Raw genomic sequence first — 24,296 nt, 5'->3', positions numbered from 1 at the left:
AGGTCATAGCGCTAGATTTTAGCTGTATGTACTGGATAGAAACTAGGCATGGGTATAGAAGTTAATCAGAAACACTTCGACTTGATTTAACGTTTGACACTAATTAATAAATCAGCACTCAGAGGGAAACATTTTGTCAGATTTAGACTTCACAAAGCACTGGACATCCGAACGTACCCGCAAAAAGCAAACAGCTCTAACAAAGCTATCAAATGGACTTCTAAAAGAAGTAGTCGAAGACCCATTCTCTAGAGACTTGTTTGAACTCGAAGAAATTGAAGCGATGAAAGTCGCAGCAAAGGCTTTGAGTAAAGCAAAAGAAAAGTTTACCAAAATTAAAGAGAAGAAAGCCCGTATCGAAAAACGTAAGGCTCAAGAGTTAGCAAACATCAATAAACAAGCGAAAAAATATGCTATTGAGGTATTAGATTCGCTTAATTCCAATCCGGATACTTTTACACGAGAACAGCTGTGCCTATGGGTGACGGTCGCTCACTTTACTAGTTCTGTTTTAGATCCTGAGAGTTGGGAGATAGACATTAACGATAATATTGCTAATCACTATTTAGAGAGTGATCACGCATTAAGAAGGCGTAATGTTTGGACTATGAGAAGTAAGGCTCTAAACGCTTTCGAAAATTATTTTAAAAGAGCATGGCAATTCTCTTTTGAAACAGACTCTTGGGTAGTACGAGTGCCAATTAAAGAGTCCGTAGCACAACTTAAGGCACTAATAAATCATGATGAGTACATCAAAAATGAAAAGCTATATGCTCATTTACTTGAGCCTTTAGAGGCTTACAATCGTGAGGTTGATGCAATTAAACGACGCAAGAACATGAAGTCTATTTAACCAGGAGAAGATTCACCAATGACATACGAAGAATTGTACGCCGACTGGGAGTATTTGTTTAAAAAAGTTGGCTGTGCTGAAGACATGACGGGTGGTTATGTTGACTCTGAAGATTTAGAGGAACTACTTAAAAAGCCAACTAAATCTACAGCAAAGAACTGCTTGAATAGACAGATCGATTATTGGTTCAGAGCTGGAATTCAGTTCGACTATGACCTCAAAGGTAGGTCGGTTTTCGATCTCATAGAAGAGTATCCGAAGATAGAAGAAATCGCAGACAGACACTTTGTTGATTTAGATGATTGTCCCGACCCTTTCGTTAAGACAAATGATTAAAGGGGAAAGCATGGTAGATTTATCTATTTATAATATTCGACCTGAGCCTAAAGAAGCTGTCTGCATTGGCTGCGGGTGTAGTGATAATAATGCATGTTTTGAGAACTCCCAGGCATGTTATTGGCTAAAAGTGGATAGAGAAAAACAGCAAGGTGTTTGCTCAAACTGTCATGACCTTTTGTCTCAGTAAATTTAGGAAATGGATGAATTTTCTATAATCACAATCGCTTAATGCCTAACTATAGGAAGGAAATAATGAGTCGTCTTGAAACACTTATAGAACAGAGCAATGATGAACTTTGTAGTGTGTCAGTCCCTGTTAAAGAACAGTGTCTGAACCGATGCAATGAATGTCCAGTTGATGATGAGTTAATTGGAACGTTGACAACAGATAGTAAGAGCTCAACAGAAGAGTCACCAAATGAGTGAGAAAGTACTTCTAGGCACATTATTGGTTGCAGGTTTTTTGTTAGCAGTGAGATGGGCATTTAAGAGTGATACATCTTCATTTGATGAAGCACTTAACAGGTTTCTATCAAGTGAACAACGAAAAGAGAAGAAAGGTAACTCAAATCCTAGTAGTGCTTACGAACGACGCAGGAAGGCTATGTTTAGCGGCACAGATTCGATGGGTTGCTATCAAAAGCACAAAAAGGCCAACGAAAGGCTTCATCGTAAAAGGTGAACCTTAGATAAAAAAATAGGCCCCATATCATGCAATATGATGACCTGGTTTATTAATTGGTCTGGGATGTATTGGTGTAGGAGAGGAATAAAGTTTCATGCTGGTTGTCTTGAGCATCCACAGATTGAGCGGTCCCATTCAAATACGTTTCTGGACAATTATCATTTTCGGAAAATCAAACATTAGCAATCCATGAACAACTCTATGTCTGGGAAACTACTCCCGAACTCATTATTAAGGTTGATTTAAAACGCCCAGCCCCAATATTCTTATAATCCACCCACAACGCTACCTTGGCTATGCAAATCAAACGAGACTTTGACTACTACCACAACCTTCACAACGTCATTACCCACGCCCTGCTTCATTTGCTGTGTCAGGTTTCCGCATCTTCCCGTTTTGTTCCAGTAAAATCACGCAATGACATACTGATAAAGTACCTTAAGCCAAAGCTCAACGATAAGTCGTTATCGAATATCAAAAAAGACATCAAACTGATGATCAGCTTAGCAAGAAAAAAAGGTGGGAACCTAGAAATGAAACTGCATCAACTTAATTCACAATCGAAGCATACAAAACTCATCGGTGCTGAAAAGCTTTATAACCTACTCGTACACCTTTATGACGTAGAGGGTATCGAATCAAGACTGTTTGAGGAGGGTAGTGAAGCGGAGCCTGGGATTCTTTATATGCTAGAGGAACAAGTCGAACACGGTTTTGACCAAGAACACAATCAACTCACCCCGTTATCGATGCTTATCCAACTAGAGCGTGCACCTGAATTAATTGAATCGATTAATGCTCACGGCCTATTTCTTGCTGAAATGAAAGAGTGGAACACCGAGAAACATCAAGCCCACATCTTAGTACACCCAGCTTAAAAAAGCTGGCTAGCCATCATTTAAACGCCCGCTCATTCTATCTTCCATGAACTGGCTTCACCAGCTAGTTCTAAGTTGGACATAAACGTTTTAGAAATGGCGGCGTACTCTGATGGCTGCCATTAAGTATAAAACTTTAATACTCAGTATCAAACTTATTGCTTAGTAACGAAACTTTATTCCTCACAAACAAATGGAGTTAATGGGTTTGAAAGCTCTCCACTAACAGGGTTCCCCCTAGTCGCCACCGAGGCCCACCCGCCGGACTTACCCCTGCATTACTAAGTCTCGTTCCTCGCCAAGTATTGCCGCTCATGGGCTGTTGTCCACCAGCGCTAGTACGATGCCAACAAAACCCCATTGTCACCGTCCTAGCAGAATGCTGGTGGCCATATGATCCGCCTTCGGCGAGCTAAAAAGCATTTGTAACGCTTTTCTTAACGGCTTCGCCTAAAAAGCTGACCCTCTATCGAGCCCTATTGTGTCGCCTTTGTCCGGCCCAAAGTCCAGATAATAAGTTAATTATATTTCACAAAGGTTAGTGTTTAAATGTGGTATCTATTTGTTGTTTTTTATATAATTATGACATAGTTAAGGCAAGTGAGATCAATTGCTTGGGGGCAGTATGATAAAGGTATTAGAGAAGAAAGTTTCTCTCCATAGAAATAAACTAAGAGTATTCTTCGAAGGGCAGTATTTACTAATGGCGGGTTTTAAAGGAGGGGCTAAGTTTCAGCTTAAGTCTGACCGTACAAAGAAAGAAATTAAAATAGTTATTGATCGTTTCGGCTCTCGACAAGTGACCAACTCAAGACGAAACGGTAAAGAGCGACCTGTCATTGACTTAAAGCACGCTGATTTAGATATTTTCGGAGACCATGTAAAAGCCTACATCAAAGATGGTGAAATCCGAATTGTCGAATTGCATTCAGTCCAAGAGATTCGTGACAGAGAGCTGAGGTTTAAGGATATGACGAGAAATCTTAAGCCTTTAAACCATGCCGTATTCAGCTTTAATTCTAATTTAGTACTCCTTTCTAACGAGTTGGAATACAACTCGCCAATAGAGCTGTTTGATCTAAAGAAGAGTAGCATCAAGGCTGAAGTGATTAGCTTACAAGGTGCGCCAGAGGCTAATTGTTACTTTTACTTAATGACTGCCTTCATCAAAACACTTCAACCATCTGCAATTTTTATAGATACACAGTGGACAGATCCTCTTGAAGCCGCATTTTCACATACTATGAAAAATATGGGTTACGTAAAAAATGATGAATTGAATGGTTACTTATCTAAAAATATCACAGGGGCTGAGCTTGGTTCTGCTTCTGTTGAACTAACTCCGGCTTCACCTATCAAGAAGTTAAGTCTCGATAGAGTGATAAAGACTTGGAGGAATCTCAAACAAAAAGAGCGTGTTCAGAGAGCTATGTCAAAGTACAAAGCGAATATACCTTTATCCACTTCAGATATATTTAATGGTATAGGGGTATTGTGCTCAAGTATTTCCGATGGACTTAAGCGGAGTAAGCTTTCTACTTTCGTAAAGGTAATTGTCGAATCGAGTGAAAGGTACTTCAATGCATGTCTGCAAAATAATCCTGTGTGGGCTGTGGAGGCACCGGAAGAGCAATACGGATTAAATATGCGATTGGAGAGTGTTGATTTGTCCAGAGGTGGCGTTAGAACGGAAGTCAATTCAGGATCGCTGCCTTGCGAAGGGAGTTCCATAAGCGGCAGATCTAAGAACGGAAATAAATTTGCAGAAGCACACAAAAATACAGGCGGGTGTTTTATCGATTTCTTGCATTGGCAGTCGATAACGAATCCAATTATTTCTGTTTTTGAGAATGTTACTTCATTTACTAAATCAAACTCATACGCTGTTATCGTAGATACGTTTAGTAAAGTGTTTGGGTACAACTTTATAAATATGACATTAGCAGGTTCTCAGTTTGGTGCACTTGAAGATAGAAAGAGGCTTTGTGGTATTGGATACTGCAGCTCCTTCAAAGAGGGTTTAAAGGACTTTATGCCCCAAAAGGTAAGGACAACTTATAAATATAGCTGCTTAGCTGATGTACTCGATGATATACCTGAAACTCATGAAAGCTATAAGCCCTATACATATTTAGTGGAAAAGGAAAAGAGAGACATTGCTCAAAAGAAAGGCTTTCGACTCCAGTGGCTTAAGCCTACTGCTACAAAGGTAGGGTGCATAACCAAATCATACCAAAAGTGTCGATCTACCGATCCATTTCTAATCCATAGCAATGGTAAATTAGCTAGGTTATTTACAACTGTTGAACATGCCAAGTGCAAGCAAATACCAGAATCGTTCGTTCGCGATCTGACCGTAGGACTAGCCCACGAATGTTTGGGCCAGTCGGTGATTTACTCGGCCTTTTGTTGGGTTGGTGAATGGGTTGGTAAGTGGCTTAACAATGTGTTAAACACACAATACGAGCGAATGGCGGCATAGAATCTAAATAGAATATCGACCTGCAATAGAGCTCTTTTTTATTGCAGGTTATGAATTTCTCTCCACTAACAGGGGTTCCCCCTAGTCGCCACCGAGGCCCACCCGCCGGACTTACCCCTTGCATTACTAAGTCTCGTTCCTCGCCAAGTATTGCCGCTCATGGCTGTTGTCCACCAGCGCTAGTACGATGCCAACAAACCCCCGTTGTCACCGTCCTAGCAGAATGCTGGTGGCAATATGATTCGCCTTCGGCGAGCTAAAAGCATTTGTATCGCTTTTCTTAACGGCTTCGCCTAAAAAGCTTTCCCTCTGTCGAGCCCCATTGTGGCCCCTTTGTCCAGGCCAGAGTCAATCTAAATAGTTAATTATATTTAACATTTATTTGTGTGTTAATATGGTATTTATTGGGGGTTGTTAGTATAATTAACACATCAAATAAATACGTTAAATCATTTGTTAAACATAGATAGCTTGGGGGCTACAGATGCAAAATTTAGTTAATAAAAAAATCGAGGAATACATTGGAGAAGACAAGGATCTGCTTGAATATAAGAGCCAGCTTGATCCTTCATCAATTGAGCGAGCTTTTAATGGCCAATCTCAATTTCCTGAGCGTCACGCCGCTCAAGCAGTAGTTGACTACTGCAACGCATTACGGACATTCAAAATTTCACTTCATGAGCTGATCAAGTCCACTTCGGAAAGCGCACCATCGAAGGCGTTTAATTGTTCAGTGGAAGAAATTGTTGAAATTGAGTTTGAAGAATTTCAAAGAAAGTTAAAACGCTACTTCGATGAGTACATAAGTGCAGAGTCCAAATGTATCTCATGGCATGTAACAGGGCCAGCGAGATTCCCTGTGGCGAAAGCAGAAAAGGCCAATAAGAATAGTAGGGATAAGCTTAATCAATATGCAGATTATCCTCAGAGAGCCTTAAAAGCCATTGCAAAGAAACTGTTCCCCGATGGGGATGGTTCAGTTGTCAAAATGTCATCAGATAACCCGGTTGAGCAATTAAGAATTAAAATTAGTGAAGCGGAAACAATGCATGGCTACATGAAAATAGCTAATCGTTTAGTGCCAGCTGCATATAAAGCGTCTGAAAATGGAGAGCTTACAGATAATAGTGCTGCTGTACTTGAAAACAAGATGCTTGAACGTGGTATACCTCAAAACCTCCTTAAAACGTTTTTGGAGCCAAATCCAATAGTAAACACTTGGGGACGATTTAGCTTAGCAAACTCAAATGCTAATATCCGACGATTAAAACAACGTTTAGTCGAAGCAGAGCGAGTCGAAGAAAGTCGAAATTCAAACTCATTAGAAGGTGAATTAGAAAATGGAATTAAGCACGGGGTTATTGATGGGCGCATTGGTATTTGGTTAGGTGGTAGGCCACCGAAAGAGGTTACCCAAAGACTAAGAAAGTTTAGCTTCAAATTCTCACCAACCCGAAATAATGCATGGGTTCGCGCTCATACTGTGAATGCTGAGGCGGTATTTAAGAGAGACGTAGTACCATTTCTTGAACAGCTAGATCCTCAAACATTTGATTAAACGCTCCCCAAGCGAAAAGCCCTTGCTTACAAAGCAGGGGCTTTTTTTTGTCCGTATAAATTCAATAAAAGAAATAGAGACCTTGCAAGAAAATTTCTCTCCACTAATAGGGGATACCCCTAGTCGCCACCGAGGCCCACCCGCCGGACTTACCCCAGCATCACTAGGGCTCGTCCCTCACCAAGTTCTGCCGCTCAAGGCTGTTGTCCACCAGCGCTAGTACGATGCCAACAAAACCCCGTTGTCACCGTCCTAGCAGAAAGCTGGTGGCCACATGAATCGCCTTCGGCGAGCTAAAAGCATTTGTATCGCTTTTCTTAACGGCTTCGCCTAAAAAGCTGTCCCTCTGTCGAGCCCCATTGTATCGCCTTTGTCCGGGGTAAAGTCAACCAATATAGTTAAATATACTTAACTATATTTAATGTTTAAATGTGGTATTTTAGGGCGTATTTTAGTATAATTTCCTTAGTTGCTTATGTAACTATCTATTTTAAAACAATTGCTTGGGGGCAATATGAAGATTTCATCATTCGATAAGAAAGTAGTCATTTCATTACTTAATCAGCTGACACCCGAAAAGACTGAAACATCCACGGAGAGAAACGGCGAAATAGACAAAGTAGCCCTAGCTGTTCGATTAGGGAAAATCCGATTCATTAAACAAGAAGACCAGTATGTAGATTTAAAAGCTCTATCTGGTGACCTATTTAATCCTGATGTGAACATCGATATAAGTAAAGAAGAACTTAAGCGAAGTGAAAGTGCTTTTAGAGTGCGCGTTCATCGTGAAGGTGTTTGGATTGTCGAATCGCAATATTGGACCGGGAGAGCTTGGGAAGGTATCGAAGGTATCTCAAACAATGTTATTTGTGGCTTTGTAGGTGATGACTTTGTTGGCTCTGGATACGAACTGGATTTAGGTCGCGAAGCACTTACTGCATACAATAGCCAACCCCTAGACGCGCTTGGCTTTGTAATTGATCCGTTCCGTCAAGAATAGTAATCGGTAAATCTAACGTGTATAGAGGGCTCAATGGCCCTCTTTTTTATAAAAAGTTGCTTGGGGGCAGTATGGACAGAATCATAAAGATCAACGAAGAAAAGAAGGCACAAGTAAAAAAAGCACTTACACTAGCATTCAAGTGCGTAAATGCTATTCAAGGCAAACGTCTTAGAAGCATCCGAACCCAACCTATTCAGAGCAAATACGGAAATTCCGACAAGGTGCTAGCATGCTGGTACAAACAGGTACGTGAATTCGAAACCAAACTTGGGTACTTACTGGATGATTTAAATACGGTGCTCCCTTATCTGGAGTGGGTCAATCAAGTACAAGATTTAGGAATCAAAAAATCTGAATGCAAAGGCCAACTTTTAGAGGTTGATTACATTACATGTAATCTCCTTACCAATCTGATTTACAAGTGTACCGCTTTTACAGAATCCTCAGAACACCAAGTAGGTCGATTTACATTCCACGAAATACTTCATGAGTTCATAAATTTAATGACTGTAAGGCATGCACTTGTTTACGGGCTACCACCTAAAATTGAAACAGTCTTCCTAAAGATGATCCGCAATAAACAATCAAGCTTTTTTAAGAATGGCTTTATCCCAGATCTGTTTGTTGTTGATGCTTGCAGTGAGATCAATAACACACTTAAAGCCATTAAATGTAGTAAAGATCGCGTATCTACCCACTCTGTAGAGCCTGGGTATAAGCTTACAGCTGAAGAAGCTAGCTACTACGATTTATATATACTGTAGAAAAATTTGACTGGTCATTATGGCCAGTCAAGCGCTCTCCACTAACAGGGGTCCCCCCTAGTCGCCACCGAGGCCCACCCGCCGGACTTACCCCTTGCAATGCTAGGCCTCGTGCCTCGCCAAGTATTGCCGCTCAAGGCTGTTGTCCACCAGCGCTAGGACATTGCCAACCAACCCCCGTTGTCACCGTCCTAGCAGAATTCTGGTGGCCATATGATTCGCCTTCGGCGAGCTAAAAGCATTTGTATCGCTTTTCTTAACGACTTCGCCTAAAAAGCTTTCCCTCTGTCGAGCCCCATTGTGGCCCCTTTGTCCGGACCAAAGTCAACAAATATAGTTAATTATATTTAACAATCATATGTGTATTAATATGGTATTTATGTGTGAGGTTAGATATAATTATTAACAGTTAATCAATGATATACATTGCTTGGGGGCAGTATGGAAAATTTAGCATTAAAGTTAGTACCCGTTTCAGAACAATTTGAATCAGAATCCTTTTATCAAACACCTGAAGAGATCAAGAAGGAGTTCGAGGTCTCCTCAAAAACTTCAATCGCACGTAAATCTGTTAGTGCCCCATTAAAACAGTTTCTCTCACAGTTCCCTCATTTAGTGTCAGCCCCAGCTTTGAACTATGCGAAAGGGCGTGAACAAGAAAGTAAGGACACTCAAGCTATATACGATTTATCAGGTATGTGTGCAGAGTACGATTACACATTTTGTCCTGATCTAGACATTCTTAAAGCGCATTACTCATTTGTATATTGTGGATATTGCACCAATGTATTGCCCCCTTTACCCAGAAAACAGGTCTGGAAAAACCTAGCTAAGCTCTGTAGTCAAGAGGGCGGCATAGTCGTTGTTTCAGCTCGCTCTAATACGGACCGAGGAATTAAGGGAGTACCGGAGTTTGATGGGTTTCGTACACTCCGAGGTACGTATCAAAAAGGATATTTTAAAGATGAGTTGTTTTTTGAGGCGAAAGAAGTCTTTTCCCACGTAATAGAGCTCAAAACAAAGGGCGCATTTAGGATGGTCATTTGTTCACACTCGAACATCAATTTAGACCAAGGGGAAGGCTAATGTTTGATATCAACAACCAATATACAACAGTTGAGCTTAGCACTGGCCATATAAAGGAAGGAGATGTAGTTGCCCTTGATGAAATCTCTAAGGAAGAATTTTCATTAGTAGCAAAACGAAATACGGGCTATTTCATTAAATTGCATACACAACACGATTTAAATATCCGTAAAGAATATTCTGACGAGCTAAATTTTATTCTTTCGAAAGCAGCCCAATTGGGTTTTAAGTGTGTAGAGTTAGATTCAGATGCAGGAGAAGAGCGATCATTGCCGATCTTTGAGTGGTCCTAACCTATAGAATTTAGCCATCGTCTCGGTGGCTAAATTGCTCTCCACTAATAGGGGTTCCCCCTAGTCGCCACCGAGGCCCACCCGCCGGACTTACCCCTGCATCCCTAAGGCTCGTTCCTCACCAAGTGCTGCCGCTCAAGGCTGTTGTCCACCAGCGCTAGTACGATGCCAACAAACCCCCGTTGTCACCGTCCTAGCAGAATGCTGGTGGCCATATGAATCGCCTTCGGCGAGCAAAAAGCATTTGTATCGCTTTTCCTAACGGCTTCGCCTAAAAAGCTGACCCTCTATCGAGCCCTATTGTGTCGCCTTTGTCCGGCCAAAAGTCAATAAATAAAGTTAAATATATTTAACTAAATTTAGTGTTGTTATGTGGTATTTAATAGTCTATTTGGTATAATGGCTATTATGGATTGGGGCAGAAATGCTTTAATCGTTGATTGATATTCAGGGCTTGGGGGCTTTATGAAAATTATCGTAACTGAAGGTGCATTTAAAGGTTGCAAGGGAGCACTACTTGAAGTGCTGGAAGATGGATTCTCTTATGTAAAACTTGAGACTTCAAAGGGTAGTGAAATTAAAGTTGTTTTGCGGGGCAATGAGTTTGACCAATATACGGAGTTTTTAACTTCAGTTCGATTTGGCTCTTCAGAGAGCAAAGCTTTCGTTGTCAGTGCTATCAATCCTAAGCATGCAGCCTATATTGCAGCCCAGAACATTAAAGAGTGTTGTAAAAATGAAAATGTTCATGACTTTTTTGTCGATTTGGTAGCTGACCGGGAATTCAATATCAGTCAAGGATTTCAGTTCTCATCCAAAGAGCTAGAGCAAGATTTGTTTACTGGCTTAATAGCTTAATCTCAAGGAGTAAGAGAGGAATATCCATGCTGAAATATATTGAAAATAGCTTAACTTCAATACCATTGTGCGAATCAAGGTTTACTTCTGGAGAGGAGGTCATTGTCGTTAATGGTTATGGCTTAGTTCTGCAAGGCTTCAAAGTGATAGGTTTCTCACAACCGTGTCAAGAGAGGCAAGCCTATATTCACTTAGATTGGGACTGCTATTGGTTCTCATTACCAGATAGCAGGGTATTTAAAACCTATGAGCTGAGCTCTTTTTATCGTATCTACTCACCAACCAAAGGATTTTTAGGTTTGGACGATGATAACAGCCTGATCTGGCTCAGTAACTCGCAATACAGTGAACTTTACAGTCAAACCACAAAAGACAATTTTTCAGCTACTTCAATGTGTGAAAACGGTGTTGCTGATGCTGTTTATGTTAAAGCATTAGACTCAGAACCTACCAGGGATTAACGCTCCCCAAGCGACCAGCCCCGGCAATATTGTCGGGGTTTTTTTTGTCTCTCGTGTTAATGAAATCATAGAACTAAAATAGAAACTTAAAATTGCTCTCCACTAATAGGGGGTTCCCCTAGTCGCCACCGAGGCCCACCCGCCGGACTTACCCCAGCATCACTAGGGCTCGTCCCTCACCAAGTTCTGCCGCTCAAGGCTGTTGTCCACCAGCGCTAGTACGATTCCAACCAACCCCCGTTGTCACCGTCCTAGCAGAATGCTGGTGGCCATATGAATCGCCTTCGGCAAGCAAAAAGCATTTGTATCGCTTTTCTTAACGGCTTCGCCTAAAAAGCTGACCCTCTATCGAGCCCTATTGTGACGCCTTTGTCCGGGGCAAAGTCAATGTGATTAGTTAATTATATTTTACTTTATTTAGTGTTTAAATATGGTATTTGTCTATGGGGTTAGATATAATTATTACCAGTTAATCAATTAGATATATTGCTTGGGGGCATTATGGAAATTACAACATTTATAGACGAAGATGGTCTGTCATTCATTCTTTCACAATCATTAGGAAATGTTGAGGTGCTTTATGACTGCGGCTCTTCCGTACTTCTAGACACCCCTAGTAAAGCGGAATACAAAAAAAAATTTGGTGCTAGTCGTCCCTCAAGAGCAATAGTTGTTCACAGCGATACAAAGCCCAATTGCTTAAAGAGTCTGTTCATTATCAACAATATGAAAATGTCGGCACCCTTAGAAGACACTTTCTATTACCAATGGCTGGAGAGAAATGAGTGCGATACTCGCCAGGTAACAGGCAATAAGATCATTGATAAAGCCAATTTTTTGAACGCTCTTGGTTTCCACCCAGACATTCACTTCATCAGTGAGGATACTTTGACTGTAATCAAGCATGCACATGACCATTTCTTTTTCAACAAACTTAATGAGAAAGAGCAATCTGATGATCACTCCATTGAACATGAACTGTCATTGCTTCTACCAATAGACAACACACTAGTATTACCTCAAAAGCAGCTGAAGCACTACAAAGCGATAAAGAACTTATTACTTAAGGCTGGAGGCAAATACAAAAAAGGTGCATTTCATTTCGAGTATAGAAACGTAGTTGATATACAAAAGAAACTTATCGAAGGAGAAGAGCTCAATGATAAGAAAAAATACCAAATGTTTTTCTCTCCGGACACTCTAGCAGATGAAATGATGATTGACTTAGATCTCAGGCCTGAACATAGATGGATGGAACCTAGTTGCGGCGATGGTAGGTGTGCAAATCGTATGGCTCGAATTAGTGATAATGGTGTTGCTATCGAGCTGAACCCTCAGAACTTCGACATGCTTAAGCATCATAGATACGCAACTCACTGTATGGACTTTATGGAGTACCCTGAGGGTAATAAGTTCGACCGTATTTTGGCTAACCCCCCATTCAATAAGCACCAGGACATTAAGCATATAAGAAAGATGTTCAATCACTTAGACATCGGTGGCCGCTTAGTTACCATAGCAAGTGATGGAGCGGTTAACGGGACCCGTAGAATTCAAAGAGAATTCCAAGAATGGCTGAAGGAGCTGGGCGCATCGGTCACTAGTTGTAAAGAAGGGACTTTCTCCGAATCTGGTACACAAGTGAAGACTGTAAAAATAGTGATTTCAAAAGGTAAATCTAATGAGTGTTAAATGTATAGCAAGACCTAAAGAAGGCGAGAGCTGTTTAATTACTGGACTAGAGGCATCTAATCTATATTGCTATGGGGAAAATTTTATCTTGAAGGAGTTGGTACCAGCTCCAGCTGATGGTTGGACCTACGAAGATTTAGAGGAGTGCTGCTCTAAGTTTGAATACGATTATGCAGATGTCTATCTAGGCGAGCAATGGATAGGCAGCACAGAAATTTAGTGGTTAATTGAGAATGCCATGGCCTTAGATTTTTTAAGGGCCATGTCACCCCAGGAATTCACTAAAGACGAACAGAGTAATAGAAAAAATACCACAACATAGATGTTATAATGTGGTATTTTAATTCGTGTTTTGTTATACTCTTTACATGGCTTGTTAATAAATTCAATTGCTTGGGGGCAATATGAGACACAATAATATTCTCATTTCTTTTGAAGAAATGAAGCAATTTCTCAAGTTTCATTACAGACATTCACGGCTATATGGCCGTAACAAAGATAATGGCTGGGATGATGGATACGGTGACCGCATTGTAGAGGCTTATCATATCGATATCATTAACGGTAAGCGCTGCTATATCTCCCGGCATGAGCACCAGAAAGCTGATGGCTTAAGTTTCTCTTCCCAGGATGTATTCAACTATATTGGATACATTTCATCAAATGACACCCTCGAGGCTGAGCTTGAAGTGTTAAAAGAAATGCTAGGCACTGACAGTCAAACAGAACCTAAGTTAGGTAAGAGCTCACATGTTACTACTAAAGATTTGGCAAAACAGAAATATGCTATTTACACGAGAATTTTAAGCCTTCGACCTCGAGCTAAAGTTTCTTGAGGATTACCAGTATAAAGTTTTATTTCGTTCGGCAACTAGGAGCTAATCTTATGAGTAACAATATTATCGCTTTCTTATTAATAGCAGCACTTTCTCCCTCGGTCAGCGCGGTGGGTCAAATCGATGAGAACGTGAAATATACCTCAATACCAACGGTTCATCATCTGAACCAAAAGTAGTAGAGATACTTCAAAACCCCTCAAAAAAACTCAGTGTTAAGCACTGAGTTTTTTTTTGTCCTGTGAACAAGATATTGAGATGAATTTTCTCTCCACTAATAGGGGTTCCCCCTAGTCGCCACCGAGGCCCACCCGCCGGACTTACCCCTGCATCCCTAAGGCTCGTTCCTCACCAAGTGCTGCCGCTCAAGGCTGTTGTCCACCAGCGCTAGTACGATGCCAACAAACCCCCGTTGTCACCGTCCTAGCAGAATGCTGGTGGCCATATGAATCGCCTTCGGCGAGCAAAAAGCATTTGTATCGCTTTTCTTAACGGCTTCGCCTAAAAAGCTGACCCTCTATCGAGCCCTATTGTGACGCCCTTGTTCGGGCCAAAGTCAATAAATAAAGTTAAGTATATTTTACTATTTATAGTGTGTTAATATGGTATTTATTGGGGGTGTGAGTTATAATGTTTTTAAGTTAAGAGAACAACTTATTCTTAATCTATTTTTCCGATGCTTGGGGGCAACGATGATTAAACCAATTTCAGTTACTGTATTATTTTCTGAATCAAAAATGCTTGAAGAGAAAGATTACTCTATCGAAGATTTTGAACAACTTGCTCATGAAGTAGCTGCAAAATGCGAACTAGGGTATGAAAAGACAGATGTTAAGGTAACTTTCGATTCTGGCACGATTTTCAATATTGACCTAAGCCTGGGTCGTGGTTGCGACAAAAGTATAAAAGAGCGCCTAGGGAAGTTGAAATCGTATGTAGAAGAATTCAAGGAGCGATTGACACGAGAAGAGCTGCTTGAGTTTGGTTTTCTAACTAAGGTCGATTTAGAAGATATCGACAACAGCAAGAACAAGGCACTTTATTCCTCTATTATTGCCGAAGAAGCTAAGCGCAAGGAAGAGGAAGAAAAGAAAGCATACGAAGAAAGGCAAAAGCGCATAATGGAACATCGGAAAGCGGTAGAGGCTTTCCAGGACAACTTATCTATCCCTGAAGATGCCCAGGCGGTTATCGTTGCCAAATTTACCTCTATGAGTGATAGATCAGACCCTTATACTGATTATTATGAAACACAAACTAATAGAACCATCATCCTGGCATGGTCAAAGCACACCCGAGATCTATTTTCTGAGATGCGTAAAGCAGCGCTAAACCACCAAGACACCGCAGCCCTATCCGACAAAGAGCTTAGTACAGAGCACAGAGAAAAGTATTCTATGGGACGAGGCTTTTATCTGACAAATAAAGATTACATTCGTTGCGGTATAGAAATTAGAAAGATAGTGCTCAACACGAACGATAAAAAATCAAGTGTTCCTTATGGAGAAATAGCTATTCCAGAAAAGAAGGTTACTGGCAAGAAAACAGAAAACAGTAGTAATCAATCCGAAGTAGACCTTAAGAACTCTATTGTTGGGAAGGCCAAGCCAATTGAGGTGATGCATCACACAAAAAAAGGCCATTTAGTTTTCGTGGTGAACTTCGAAGAAAAACAAAGCCCTGATGTTTTTAAGTCGTTGCTTTCAGTGGCTAAGGAGAACAATGGGTATTACTCAAAGTTTAAATCTGATGGCGCTATCCCAGGTTTTCATTTTACTGACCGTTCGGATGTAAATGGCTTCTTCAAATGCATTGGTATGTTGGCTGATTACTCATGCCTTAACGAGCCATCTAGTAATGGTCAGCAAGACAACTCTAACAAGGAGCCTATCAAGCTTAATCATTCCGAAGTCGTCAGCGTCGAAAGTGGAAAAGAGAAGGAAGGGCAAGGAAGTAGCTACATCAAATCTATGATTGCCAATAAGAAAAAGCAACATGAAGATGTAAAGAAATGGATTGGATTTACTAAGGTTATCACAGTACAGGTGGGTAGCTTTCCACAGGAACAGATAGATAAGCAGTCATTTCTCGATATGTCAGAGTTGTTCTTAATGTCAGAACCAATCGTTAGTAATAACACTGTGGTTTATAGCTATGAAGATACGATTTTCACACTCGAACTTGAAGCAAACATTAGCTTGAATGTACATTAGACTTGGTATTGGTTTTGGGTTGTTTTTTATGTGGAAATTATATTATTACAATTTAGGTGGGTCAGCAGTAGAGAGAAAGCCTGAACCTCTTTCGCATACTTTAGAAGACAGCCTGAACATTCTCGAGCGTAGGTTTAAAAGCCAATGCCTAACAGAAGTGGTGAAGGCTAAACATTTTTCCTTGTACTCTATCTGTGTCCCCCATAAGGGAAAGAGCAATCAAAAGTCAATTAGTGGAAGATTGCTGGTATATAGAGAACCAGCACCAGAATAACCGCTCCCCAAGCGACCAGCCCCGGCAATATTGTCGGGGCTTTTTTTTCTCTGGTGTACATAAAACCAATCAACTACAATCGAAACATAAAAATTTCTCTCCACTAATAGGGGATACCCCTAGTCGCCACCGAGGCCCACCCGCCGGACTTACCCCTGCAGCGCTAAGGTTCGTTCCTCACTAAGTGCTGCCGCTCAAGGCTGTTGACCTCCAGCGCTAGGTCGTTGCCAACAAACCCCCGTTGTCACCGTCCTAGCAGAATGCTGGTGGCCATATGATTCGCCTTCGGCGAGCTAGAAGCATTTGTATCGCTTTTCTTAACGGCTTCGCCTAAAAAGCTGACCCTCTATCGAGCCCTATTGTGTTGCCTTTGTCCGGTCCAAAGTCAATCAATATAGTTCAGTATATTTTACTATGTAAAATGTGTAAATGTGGTATTTTAGGGCGTGTTTTAGTATAATTTCCTTAGTTGCTTATGTAACTATCTATTTGAAAACAATTGCTTGGGGGCAATATGAAAACAGAGTTCTGCAATTACGATAATCTTAAAAAAGTCGCTCAAGGCCAAGCAATGCTCTTTGTTTGGCCAAATGAATTAATCAATAAATCACTCACAACAATTTCTTTTACTGATGAATCTAAAGAACTAGGTCTTCAACCACTACTGATAGACGCATTCACTGCTTCCATATTAGTAAAGGTGTTAGATGCGCTAAGAGAATCAACGCAAGATAAGGTTAAAGAGAGAATTCAAACAGACAGAGCGAACTTCTGTCTGTTCTACGAAAGAGCAATGAGTGTCATCTGACAAGCAAGATCATTTGTAAATGTTAGGAGGAAAGACATGTTTAAGTACTTACCAATAGCAGCTTTTCAAGCTGAATCGTTGCCAGAGACGAATGCAATTGCTACTACCCCCGATAAAACTGAATATTATCTAGACATAGCCGCTGCCAAGGAGCTTTCAGTATATGACCAACTGGTAGATATTGAGCCAGAAATTGCCACATTGGCTGAAAGCGGTACGGAAGTAATAAACCTAAGTGTTTACTAATTAATGGGTACTTGACCCCAGGTAAGCCGCAATGAGTAAACATTGCGGCTTACCTGCTCTCCACTAACAGGGGTTCCCCCTAGTCGCCACCGAGGCCCACCCGCCGGACTTACCCTTGCAATGCTAGGTCTCGTGCCTCGCCAAGTATTGCCGCTCAAGGCTGTTGTCCACCAGCGCCAGGACATTGCCAACAAACCCCCGTTGTCACCGTCCTAGCAGAATGCTGGTGGCCATTAGAATCGCCTTCGGCGAGCTAAAAGCATTTGTATCGCTTTTCTTAACGGCTTCGCCTAAAAAGCTGACCCTCTGTCGAGCCCCATTGTGTCGCCTTTGTCCGAGGTAAAGTCAATCAATATAGTTAAGTATATTTAACCATATTAGGTGTGTGAATGTGGTATCTTATGGCATGTTTTAGTATAATTTCTTTAATTGCTAATGTAACAATACATTTGAAAAACAATTGCTTGGGGGCAATATGACCAAAACAATAAGCAGCTTATCTATAAGCAAGAGAAAGAAGTACATAACTACCTGCGGAAAGACCATATCGTTGTGCCCTGAAATGCACATCTGTAACTATAATTACATGGATCAATATGGTACTCAGATTGCGAGAAGGAAAGAGCTGTTCCAGAAGAATGAAAATGCATATCTCTATTTTTCATACAATCTGGAACCAGGCAGTCCAGTGTATTACTTTTCGAATGGTTACAATGGGATTCACATCGATGACGTAGACCGGGAGGACTGTCTATTCTTCGGTATTATCCTCACTACTCAGATCATAGAAACGGACCTACTCATCATTTTTTTAATGTCTAAGATGCTGGTCAAAAAGAAAATCAGAGAAGGGACATATGTCTATGGCATTCATGACAAGACACTACCAGGACAGCTAGCACACCACGAAGTCGTATGGGATAAGCGCAAACAACTTTTCAACGATCATTCTGAAGTAATTAAGAAAATAAATGAGATTCATAGCTACCTTACAAGCAAGGAGATATTAGAACTCCATAAGGAGGCCGTTCATCATTCAATCACTGCTAGTAAGGAGAATGTATGAGATTAGTAGGATTAAAGGTATTCAATAAAGATAAAGTATTAAAAGGGAAGGTTACCCAGCAATACACATCCAGTACTGATGATAGGGAGGTGCTACTAATCAACGATGATTATGAGATCTGTATAGAGCAGGTTGATTACATACTCTTCACTCTAAAGCCGGATGAGCGTGGTGAGCATCTAAGAATAAAATAACCTTATGATAGCGGCTCAGGTCCGCTATCGAGCCTTAAGCCAGAAGAAAACATAATATCAGTCTCTTTCAATATCAAAGCTCTCAATAGACTACCAAAATTACATGTGTATAAATGTGGTATTTAACTCGGCCACTTGCTATAATATATAATAGTTGTTAGCAATTGCTTGGGGGCAATATGAAATTTAGAGAAATTGATGGAAAGCAACAGGTTTGTTTCGAACTGGAGGACATTCCAAGTTTTGGCAGTGACATCTGGTTTCAGGTCGAATGCTTAGATGGTCTGTATTGTTTGCTTCTTAGTTACCTACGAAATTGCGGACCAACAAAGCAAGAAGAGACGATAAATAAAAAACGTAGACTCGCATTGCTACACATAAGAAAAGCATGGTGGATAATAAAAAGACAGAGATTACCTTTAGATGTCGTCAAAGGATTTAGTGTGTCAAACAAGTTTGCAAAACTTAAAGGCTTTACAGTTCTAGGATAGATTAAACTACAAGGTAATTGAGTGATGACTGATACAAGTGATCTACGACATGTGTATAGGCTAACACAGCTTGGCAGTGGTACATGTAAGTTTGGCGACTGTGAAGTTTGCAACGAGCATTTTGATACCGGTTACTACCTAGTTCAAATGAGAGTGTATCTGAATAGATTTACCGGGAATGAACATTTGACATATTCAGGGTGTTTTACACTATTTGGTCATAAAGAGTGCTTGATTACTCAAACATGACTATATCGATGATTTTTATCATACGCTAAAAAGAGGCTCCCAAGGGAGCCTCTTTTTATTAGGTGGGTTTGTGAGATTTTAGCTCTCCACTAAGAGGGGTCCCCCCTAGTCGCCACCGAGGCCCACCCGCCGGACTTACCCCTGCATCCCTAAGGCTCGTCCCTCACCAAGTTCTGCCGCTCAAGGCTGTTGTCCACCAGCGCTAGGACGATGCCAACAAACCCCCGTTGTCACCGTCCTAGCAGAATGCTGGTGGCCATATGAATCGCCTTCGGCGAGCAAAAAGAATTTGTATCGCTTTTCTTAACGGCTTCGCCTAAAAAGCTGACCCTCTATCGAGCCCTATTGTGTTGCCTTTGTCCTTCCCAAAGTCAATAAAATATGGGAACAATAATTTATAAAATATTGTGTTATCATATGGTATATTTGTAAGGGTTAGTATATAATAACGCCAGTTTAATCAATTATTTAAATGCTTGGGGGCATGTATGGAATTAAATACTTTTACACATATGGTTACTGGAGAGGAAACTTTTATACCTGCTATGGTATTCATCCCTAACACGAACCAGCGCTTATCAGTGATGTACTGCGAAGAGTTAAAGGCGGTTGTTTGTATCAATGGGGGTTTATTCCTACCAGCTGACACTGAAGCAGCTTGCAATGGAGGCGTTGCTGGTACTCTTCAACTAGCATCGGCTTATGAAGTAGGACAGAAAGAGGACACTAAAAAAACAATCAAGCTAGGCTCATGTGAACCAGGCACAGCAACAGAATTTGGTACTGTTAGTAAGTCAACAAACACAAAACAATATAACGCTATCGTCTTATACAACTCAATAACTGGGAGTATTCATTCAGCGTATGATGACGAAGAAAAGGCAAATAGCGCTTTTGATAAAATCTGGTCATTAACGCAGTTCCCATCAATGAGGCTCAAAAAGCTGACTTACTGGTCAGACATTGGTAAGGCTCATCAATACCTAGAAGGTGTATCAGTAGACTCTTGTTGTGCTTGATATCAACAACCTGCCCAAAGCGGCAGGTTGTTGATTTGCTCTCCACTAACAGGGTTCCCCTAGTCGCCACCGAGGCCCACCCGCCGGACTTACCCCTGCAGCGCTAAGGTTCGTTCCTCACTAAGTGCTGCCGCTCAAGGCTGTTGACCTCCAGCGCTAGGTCGTTGCCAACAAACCCCCGTTGTCACCGACCTAGCAGAATGCTGGTGGTCATAAGATTCGCCTACGGCGAGCTAAAAGCATTTGTATCGCTTTTCTTAACGGCTTCGCCTAAAAAGCTGACCCTCTATCGAGCCCTATTGTGTCGCCTTTGTCGGGGCTAATGTCAATCAAAAAAGGCAACAATAATTATTAAATATTTGGTGTTACAATGTGGTATTTTTTGGGGTGAGGGTGTATAATAAATACATGAAAACAAAGGCATAGTTTTCATGTTAACTGATTTTTAAATAGCTTGGGGGCTAAAATATGTCAATTGATAAAAACTTCGCATACTCACTTCCTTGTACTGTAGGTAAGCAATTCAAACCATTTCATCTAGTGAATGTTCCAGCTTCAGTATTGGTCTCACTACTAAACATCGATAACAAGGGTAGTGTACTTAAACGTAGCCAGCGAGAGGTAAATATGAAGCGAGCGAAAGATTTCGCGAAATACCTTGTGAACAACTATAAGCGTTTTTACATCATCCCAACTATCATTGGTGTGGTTGTGTCGAAGAAAGATAAAAAGCCTGAATTTGAAGAGGTTATGGAAGGAGCGCGAGTTGGTCTACTTCATATATCTATGGATAGTTCCATTAAGCTATTCGATGGCCAACATCGTTCTGTTGGAATCGACTTCGCTCTAGAAATGTTGTGTGATGAACTCGCCGAGTTAGGTTTTGATCTAGAGAACGTAGATGTTCCTATTATGCTATATACGAACTTGACACTTAAAGAGAGGCAGTTGGGCTTTTGTGACATCAACCAAAACTTGGCCAAACCTCAACAAAGTATTTCAGATGCCTTTAATACACGTGACCCTCTTCCATGTTTAGCTCGTTACATAACTGAGAACTGCGTTGCGTTTAAAGACCTGGTTGATATGGAGCACAATACGATCACCAAGAAGTCTGAAAAGTACTTTCCTTTGAAAGCTATCAAAGATATCAACCAAATCCTGCTGGGGTTGAGTAAGGAAGTAAAAGAAATCTCTGATTCAAAGTACCAGCTAGCAAACGAGTTTTGGACTACTGTTTCTAGAGCCATGGGTTGGGGAGGCTTAGCATTCAGCGATACGTCAGCAGAAGAATTCCGTAATACCTGTATTCTAACTCATGTAGCTACACTAAAGGCTGTTGCAGTAGCTGGAAATATCGCAATGAATCACTATGGCTCTCTCGAAGCAGTTCAGTGGGATAAGCTTGAAGAACTTAACTACTCACGCGATCTAGGTACGTCTGACTTTACTGGCCGCATCATAGATGACAAGAGTGGCAATATGTCAGTGAATAAAACTAGCATTGACTTGGCTGCAAATAAACTCCTTACAACCCTGGGTGTACCACTTTCTGAAGCACGGCAAAAGTTAGAGGATCAGTACTTTGGTTCTCAAAGTATGAGCGATGATAGTGGTGACATTAATGGAGCAACAGAACAAGCCGCTTAACCAAGCTTTAATTAGAGAAGCCCTGACTAAGTTCAGGGCTTTTTGTTGCGAGTAAACAATATAACGCATTCACAATTTTCTCTCCACTAACAGGGGTTTCCCCTAGTCGCCACCGAGGCCCACCCGCCGGACTTACCCCTAAGCACTAAGAATCGTTCCTCTTCAAGTGCTTCATTTAATGAAACCCTAGAGCAATCTGATTGCCAAAGAAAAGAATTTGTCATTCAGATTGCTACCCTAGGGTGCAAAAGTTTATCTCGCTCAAGGCTGCTAGACCTCCAGCGCCATAGAAATGCCAACATAAACCCCGTTGTCATTGCTATGGCAGGGTGCTGGTGGTCTAAATGAATCGCCTTCGGCGAGCTAAAAGCATTTGTATCGCTTTTCTTAACGGCTTCGCCTAAAAAGCTGACCCTCTATCGAGCCCTATTGTGTCGCCTTTGTCGGGGCTAATGTCAATCGAAAGGACAATACTTATTTTTCAATACATCGTGTTATTATGTGGTATTTAACTGGGTGGTTTGATATAATAAATACAAGTAAGTTACTGTTTATATTGTTAAATTGCTTGGGGGCATTATGAAGACAGTTATTCAAAACATTGAAAAAGTGACTATTGGTCATATAGTAGGCGGGGTTAAACAGGAGTCAGAAGTACGTCTATTAATCATTGAATCTAAGGACGTTGGCACGTTCGCTACATGTGTAGTAGAGAATGATGAATTTGGTACAAGCTTGTATGAGGTATGTAGCGTCAAAAGTCTAGACAACATTGTTGATGATGTTCAACAAGGCAGAAAGGTCGCGCTTAGTACATGGGAGCCTACCTTAATCCCTAATGTCGAGTATGTAGCGGAGCAGTTTGAGATCGCAGAGCTATTGAGTAACAAACCAAATCACATTAGTTTATTGAAGTAGGGGCACCACTATGAGAACTGAGAAACAGATTGAGCTAATTAGTAAGCACTATAAAGACCAGATCAGTGTATTCAGCGGAGAACCGCATCTAATGGTATGGACAGAAAAAGGAACTGGCTTTGTTTCAGTCAAAGAAATGTCTCAGAATAAATTCGATGAATTCTTGAAGGTTGCCCTTAAGCGTGAAGAAAAAGCTAACAATGAAGTTAAGCTAAAACAGATTTGTGCAGATTTCGGGGTTCTAGAAATACTTCAGTCAACGGCTCAATGGCGGGATTCAATCGAATCATTATTGACCTTGTTTTCTTTTGCGTTACTTCCGACACGCCTTGTGGAGCTAGAGAAGGAGCTTGAAAGAGCAGCGTTGTCATTCGACCATCAATAGATAAATATTGCTCAGATTTACTGGGCAATATTTGCTCTCCACTAACAGGGGTTCCCCCTAGTCGCCACCGAGGCCCACCCGCCGGACTTACCCCTACATCACTAAAGCTCGTGCCTCGCTAAGTGCTGTCATTGAAATTTCATTCAAACCTAAATCACTATGGACGCCAACAAAAATCCGTTGTCATCCATAGTGCAGTGGTAAGGTTTGATGAATTTCAATGTATCGCTCAAGGCTGTTAGACCTCCAGCGCCATAGCAATGCCAACATAAACCCCGTTGTCATTGCTATGGCAGGGTGCTGGTGGTCTAAATGAATCGCCTTCGGCGAGCTAGAAGCTTTTGTATCGCTTTTCTTAACGGCTTCGCCTAAAAAGCTGACCCTCTGTCGAGCCCTATTGTGTCGTCTTTGTCCGGTCTAAAGTCAACTAGAATAGTTAAGTATATTTTACTTTATTGTGTGTTCTAATATGGTATTTATAGTTGCGTTTATTTATAATACATACTCTGAACAAATAAATATCATAGGCTTGGGGGCAGTATGAAATTAGAAGTTATCATCAATAATTACACCATTATTTGCAGTCGTTTATTCGGTTATGTTGGGAAAAACAATGTCGGTTTAGTAGAGGGTAAGTTTATTTCGATTACCTATGAAAAGGTGATCAATGATTCAATATACATGGACTCAGACATAGCTTTTATCTTAGGTACTAACTCGGATATCGACACAAGACATAATATCGTAGAAATCCTAAGTTGCTTATCAGAGGAAGGGCATCGTGGTTCTTCTTTATCAAAAGTAATTTCAATAGGTAAGTTTCTTCTAGGGAAGAAGTTTAATGAACCTAGGTTAAAAGTGATGAAACAGTTTAGGGGAAAGACGGTTTCTACTTATGAATGGGATGTGTCAGGACAACCCTTAATAATCGAACAGACCAATGAGCCAGATTCATTATTATCTAGTTTCAAACTTATCTAGTGATATCTGACATA

The 24,296-nt window shown here is 41.0% G+C and carries 27 protein-coding genes; all 27 read left to right on the top strand.

The features are described from left to right. Positions 1-133: 133 nt before the first annotated feature. The 27 genes from R7M92_RS16580 to R7M92_RS16450 all read left to right on the top strand — a co-directional run bounded on the left by R7M92_RS16580 (position 134) and on the right by R7M92_RS16450 (position 24,282). A complete protein-coding gene (locus R7M92_RS16580; protein WP_025633933.1) occupies positions 134-853 on the top strand; it encodes a hypothetical protein in 720 nt (239 codons plus the stop codon). A gap of 18 nt (positions 854-871) precedes the next feature. After that, positions 872-1,189, top strand: a complete 318-nt coding sequence (locus R7M92_RS16575) for a hypothetical protein (RefSeq protein WP_025633931.1) — start codon at positions 872-874, stop codon at positions 1,187-1,189. Positions 1,190-1,444: 255 nt separating this feature from the next. Continuing rightward, the gene (locus tag R7M92_RS16570; protein WP_155486753.1) at positions 1,445-1,618 is read left to right on the top strand and encodes a hypothetical protein; all 174 of its coding nucleotides are present in this window, start codon (positions 1,445-1,447) and stop codon (positions 1,616-1,618) included. Next, a complete protein-coding gene (locus R7M92_RS16565) occupies positions 1,611-1,874 on the top strand; it encodes a hypothetical protein (RefSeq protein ID WP_025633930.1) in 264 nt (87 codons plus the stop codon). Before R7M92_RS16570 ends, R7M92_RS16565 begins: the two co-directional genes overlap by 8 nt. 299 nt (positions 1,875-2,173) lie before the next feature. After that, positions 2,174-2,755, top strand: coding sequence for a DUF2913 family protein (locus R7M92_RS16560; protein WP_054574998.1), 582 nt, complete (start codon positions 2,174-2,176; stop codon positions 2,753-2,755). A gap of 625 nt (positions 2,756-3,380) precedes the next feature. Then, a complete protein-coding gene (locus R7M92_RS16555; RefSeq protein WP_025636632.1) occupies positions 3,381-5,237 on the top strand; it encodes a DNA cytosine methyltransferase in 1,857 nt (618 codons plus the stop codon). Positions 5,238-5,721: 484 nt separating this feature from the next. Continuing rightward, positions 5,722-6,795, top strand: a complete 1,074-nt coding sequence (locus R7M92_RS16550; protein WP_025636739.1) for a hypothetical protein — start codon at positions 5,722-5,724, stop codon at positions 6,793-6,795. A 514-nt stretch (positions 6,796-7,309) separates the two neighbouring features. Continuing rightward, positions 7,310-7,795 (top strand): hypothetical protein, encoded by a 486-nt coding sequence (locus R7M92_RS16545; RefSeq protein WP_025636715.1) that lies wholly within the window; start codon positions 7,310-7,312, stop codon positions 7,793-7,795. 71 nt (positions 7,796-7,866) lie between these two features. Beyond that, on the top strand, positions 7,867-8,562 hold the full coding sequence (locus R7M92_RS16540; RefSeq protein WP_025636716.1) for a hypothetical protein: 696 nt from the start codon (positions 7,867-7,869) through the stop codon (positions 8,560-8,562). A 441-nt stretch (positions 8,563-9,003) separates the two neighbouring features. Further along, on the top strand, positions 9,004-9,648 hold the full coding sequence (locus tag R7M92_RS16535) for a hypothetical protein (RefSeq protein WP_025636769.1): 645 nt from the start codon (positions 9,004-9,006) through the stop codon (positions 9,646-9,648). Further along, positions 9,648-9,941, top strand: a complete 294-nt coding sequence (locus R7M92_RS16530; protein ID WP_025636768.1) for a hypothetical protein — start codon at positions 9,648-9,650, stop codon at positions 9,939-9,941. Before R7M92_RS16535 ends, R7M92_RS16530 begins: the two co-directional genes overlap by 1 nt. A 465-nt stretch (positions 9,942-10,406) precedes the next feature. Beyond that, positions 10,407-10,799 carry a hypothetical protein gene (locus R7M92_RS16525; RefSeq protein ID WP_025636765.1) on the top strand — a complete coding sequence of 131 codons (393 nt, stop codon included), beginning with the start codon at positions 10,407-10,409 and terminating at the stop codon, positions 10,797-10,799. A gap of 26 nt (positions 10,800-10,825) precedes the next feature. Further along, entirely contained in the window at positions 10,826-11,260 is a 435-nt protein-coding gene (locus R7M92_RS16520; protein WP_025636763.1) for a hypothetical protein, read from the top strand. Positions 11,261-11,761: 501 nt separating this feature from the next. Then, positions 11,762-12,952 (top strand): class I SAM-dependent methyltransferase, encoded by a 1,191-nt coding sequence (locus tag R7M92_RS16515; protein WP_025636575.1) that lies wholly within the window; start codon positions 11,762-11,764, stop codon positions 12,950-12,952. A gap of 88 nt (positions 12,953-13,040) precedes the next feature. Further along, positions 13,041-13,172, top strand: coding sequence for a hypothetical protein (locus R7M92_RS16510; RefSeq protein ID WP_254919935.1), 132 nt, complete (start codon positions 13,041-13,043; stop codon positions 13,170-13,172). Positions 13,173-13,356: 184 nt separating this feature from the next. After that, the gene (locus R7M92_RS16505; protein WP_025636572.1) at positions 13,357-13,788 is read left to right on the top strand and encodes a hypothetical protein; all 432 of its coding nucleotides are present in this window, start codon (positions 13,357-13,359) and stop codon (positions 13,786-13,788) included. A gap of 50 nt (positions 13,789-13,838) precedes the next feature. Next, positions 13,839-13,967 carry a hypothetical protein gene (locus R7M92_RS16500; protein WP_257390153.1) on the top strand — a complete coding sequence of 43 codons (129 nt, stop codon included), beginning with the start codon at positions 13,839-13,841 and terminating at the stop codon, positions 13,965-13,967. Positions 13,968-14,480: 513 nt separating this feature from the next. Beyond that, the gene (locus R7M92_RS16495) at positions 14,481-16,001 is read left to right on the top strand and encodes an LPD25 domain-containing protein (RefSeq protein ID WP_138058894.1); all 1,521 of its coding nucleotides are present in this window, start codon (positions 14,481-14,483) and stop codon (positions 15,999-16,001) included. A gap of 788 nt (positions 16,002-16,789) precedes the next feature. Beyond that, the gene (locus R7M92_RS16490) at positions 16,790-17,083 is read left to right on the top strand and encodes a hypothetical protein (RefSeq protein ID WP_025636822.1); all 294 of its coding nucleotides are present in this window, start codon (positions 16,790-16,792) and stop codon (positions 17,081-17,083) included. A 36-nt stretch (positions 17,084-17,119) separates the two neighbouring features. Continuing rightward, positions 17,120-17,329 (top strand): hypothetical protein, encoded by a 210-nt coding sequence (locus R7M92_RS16485; protein ID WP_025636820.1) that lies wholly within the window; start codon positions 17,120-17,122, stop codon positions 17,327-17,329. 475 nt (positions 17,330-17,804) lie between these two features. After that, positions 17,805-18,395, top strand: coding sequence for a hypothetical protein (locus R7M92_RS16480; protein WP_077202324.1), 591 nt, complete (start codon positions 17,805-17,807; stop codon positions 18,393-18,395). Next, complete coding sequence (locus R7M92_RS16475; protein ID WP_025636691.1) at positions 18,392-18,589, top strand: hypothetical protein; 198 nt, start codon at positions 18,392-18,394, stop codon at positions 18,587-18,589. Before R7M92_RS16480 ends, R7M92_RS16475 begins: the two co-directional genes overlap by 4 nt. 1,228 nt (positions 18,590-19,817) lie before the next feature. Further along, positions 19,818-20,348 (top strand): hypothetical protein, encoded by a 531-nt coding sequence (locus R7M92_RS16470; RefSeq protein ID WP_025636817.1) that lies wholly within the window; start codon positions 19,818-19,820, stop codon positions 20,346-20,348. A 468-nt stretch (positions 20,349-20,816) separates the two neighbouring features. Then, positions 20,817-21,998 (top strand): DGQHR domain-containing protein, encoded by a 1,182-nt coding sequence (locus R7M92_RS16465; RefSeq protein WP_025636717.1) that lies wholly within the window; start codon positions 20,817-20,819, stop codon positions 21,996-21,998. A 579-nt stretch (positions 21,999-22,577) separates the two neighbouring features. Next, entirely contained in the window at positions 22,578-22,916 is a 339-nt protein-coding gene (locus tag R7M92_RS16460; protein ID WP_025636798.1) for a hypothetical protein, read from the top strand. A gap of 10 nt (positions 22,917-22,926) precedes the next feature. Further along, positions 22,927-23,301, top strand: a complete 375-nt coding sequence (locus tag R7M92_RS16455) for a hypothetical protein (protein ID WP_025636800.1) — start codon at positions 22,927-22,929, stop codon at positions 23,299-23,301. 540 nt (positions 23,302-23,841) lie between these two features. Further along, a complete protein-coding gene (locus tag R7M92_RS16450; protein WP_025636794.1) occupies positions 23,842-24,282 on the top strand; it encodes a hypothetical protein in 441 nt (146 codons plus the stop codon). Positions 24,283-24,296: the final 14 nt, after the last annotated feature.

Origin of the sequence: Vibrio sp. Vb2880 (assembly GCF_033337975.1) — a bacterium.
GTDB classification, from domain to species: Bacteria; Pseudomonadota; Gammaproteobacteria; order Enterobacterales; family Vibrionaceae; genus Vibrio; species Vibrio alginolyticus.
This window is presented reverse-complemented; position numbering and strand designations above follow the sequence as displayed.